Below are 682 nucleotides of genomic sequence, written 5' to 3'. Positions count from 1 at the left end.
GCTCACCGATGCGATGCTGAAGCTGGAGAAGCAGCAGCCCTTCTATGGCTGCCATTACCAGGGGCGCACCTTCGATTGCGGATCGCCGGAAGGCTTTGTCGAGGCCAACGTCGCCTTCGCACTGTGGCGCAGCGACGTGAACGGGAACATGGCGGGCGCCATCCGCAAGCTTCTCGACGAGTTGAAACCGTCAGAGCAGCGGGGTGCGGCATTCTAGCGAGCTGACATTCAGCCGGCCTGCGAACGGCGATTTCTGCGCTTCCGGTACTTGCATAACCCAATGTAGGCCGCGTTCAGGTTCTCGAAACCGCCGTTCCCGCCACTGCCTGACCCGAATCTCGACGTACCCAAACCTTCAACGGCTTGCTTTACGGCTGCAGCGTCACCCCGACGAAGATGCTGTGGGCCGTGTAGTCGCGGCCCTCCAGGTTGCTGGTCTGTTTTTCGGTTCTGGCGCGGGTGGTCAGTCCGGCATACCGGTTCAGCCACCATGTCAGTCCGGCCTCGGCGCTCAGCGTCAGGTCATGGCCGTCGGACCCGATATAGTCGCGCCAGTCCACGCCGAGAGCTGCGTTCCCGATCAGGTTGGCACGGATTTCCCGCTCGCCGGTGAGGCGGCCGGAGTAAAGGATGTCGCCGCTTTCGTCGGGAGTTGTCGTGCCCTCGACGGTGGTTTGGCCGG

General features: G+C 62.9%; 1 protein-coding gene and 1 pseudogene. One reads left to right on the top strand and one right to left on the bottom strand.

Annotated elements, in window-relative coordinates; genetic code table 11:
- Window positions 1-217, top strand: a pseudogene (locus EOB36_RS27115) (UTP--glucose-1-phosphate uridylyltransferase); the annotation flags it as partial.
- Window positions 218-368: 151 nt separating this feature from the next.
- Here the strand turns inward: EOB36_RS27115 and EOB36_RS35405 are convergent.
- A partial coding sequence (locus EOB36_RS35405; protein ID WP_245467903.1) for an outer membrane beta-barrel protein occupies window positions 369-682 on the bottom strand: 314 nt, incomplete at its 5' end.

It is taken from the genome of Mesorhizobium sp. M6A.T.Cr.TU.017.01.1.1, assembly GCF_004023115.1.
Classification (GTDB): domain Bacteria; phylum Pseudomonadota; class Alphaproteobacteria; order Rhizobiales; family Rhizobiaceae; genus Mesorhizobium; species Mesorhizobium mediterraneum.
Note: the sequence above shows the minus strand (reverse complement) of the source record. Positions and strands in the feature narration are given on the sequence as shown.